The sequence below is a fragment of the Nocardioides sp. NPDC047086 genome, from assembly GCF_040643685.1.
Taxonomy (GTDB): domain Bacteria; phylum Actinomycetota; class Actinomycetes; order Propionibacteriales; family Nocardioidaceae; genus Nocardioides.
In genome coordinates this window covers 1-1,148 of record NZ_JBEYUV010000089.1, presented here as the reverse complement: position 1 = coordinate 1,148, position 1,148 = coordinate 1, and the positions used below count along the sequence as shown (strand labels likewise).

General features: G+C 65.9%; 2 protein-coding genes. Both read left to right on the top strand.

All coding sequences use genetic code 11. The annotated features are described in order from the left end of the window. A partial coding sequence (locus tag ABZ796_RS27690; RefSeq protein ID WP_357341401.1) for a transposase occupies positions 1 to 244 on the top strand: 244 nt, incomplete at its 5' end. Beyond that, a partial coding sequence (locus ABZ796_RS27685) for an IS3 family transposase (protein WP_357341399.1) occupies positions 241 to 1,148 on the top strand: 908 nt, incomplete at its 3' end. The genes ABZ796_RS27690 and ABZ796_RS27685, both read left to right, overlap by 4 nt.

Here is a 1,148-nt window from a genome sequence, read left to right as displayed (position 1 = left end):
GGCCGCGATCCGTCACGTGGCGGGCATGCTGGGGATGAACAGCGAGACGTTGCGTGGCTGGCTGCGACAGGCCGAGGTCGACGGTGGTCTGGCGCAGGGCAGGACACCGGGTGCGAGCACCGATGCCGCTGCGGAAATCAAGCGACTCAAGCGAGAGAACGCTGAGCTGCGGCGGGCGAATGAGATCTTGAAGTCCGCCAGCGTGTTTTTCGCCAAGGAACTCGACCGTCCCACGACGAGATGATCCGGTTCATCGACGAACACCGTGATCAGTTCGGGGTCGAGGCCATCTGCCGTGTCCTGGGTGCGGCAGTTCGTGGTTTCATCACCTCGCGTGGCTACCGGGCCGCGAAGACCCGGGCGCCCTCGGCACGGCGGTTACGCGATGGGTTCCTCAAACCCGAGGTCGCCCGGCTACACGCTGAGAACTACGGCGTGTACGGGGTGCGGAAGATGCACGCCCTGCTCAAACGGCAGGGCTGGGACATCGGCCGGGACCAGACCGCCAGACTGATGCGGGAACTGGACCTGCACGGGGTGAAGCGCTCGAAGAAGACCTTCACCACCCGCCCCGACAAGACCGGGGCCGCGCTGCCGAAGGACCTGGTCAACCGCGACTTCACCGCGCCCGGGCCGGGGCGCCTGTGGGTTGCTGATGTGACCTATGTGGCGACCTGGTCCGGGTTCGCCTACGTCGCGTTCGTCACCGACGTGTACTCACGACGGATCGTGGGCTGGAACGTCGCCGCGACACTGAAGGCCGACATCCTGCCGCTACGGGCCCTAGACATGGCCGCCTGGGACGCTGACCGTGCCGGCCGGGACCTGACCCAGTTGGTGCATCACGCCGATCACGGGTCGAACTACCTTGCGGTCGTCTACACCGACCGGATTGTCGAGCTGGGTGCGAAGCCATCGACAGGGACCGTGGGTGACAGCTACGACAACGCGCTGGCCGAGGCCGTCAACGGGCTGTACAAGACCGAGCTGATCCGCCGCCGGGGACCCTGGCGCACCGTGGAACAGGTCGAGCTGGCCACGCTGGAGTACGTGTGGTGGTGGAACAACAGCAGGCTTCACGGCGAGCTCGACTACCGCACACCCATCGAGGTCGAACAGGCCTACTACGCTGACCTTGATTCAGCCCA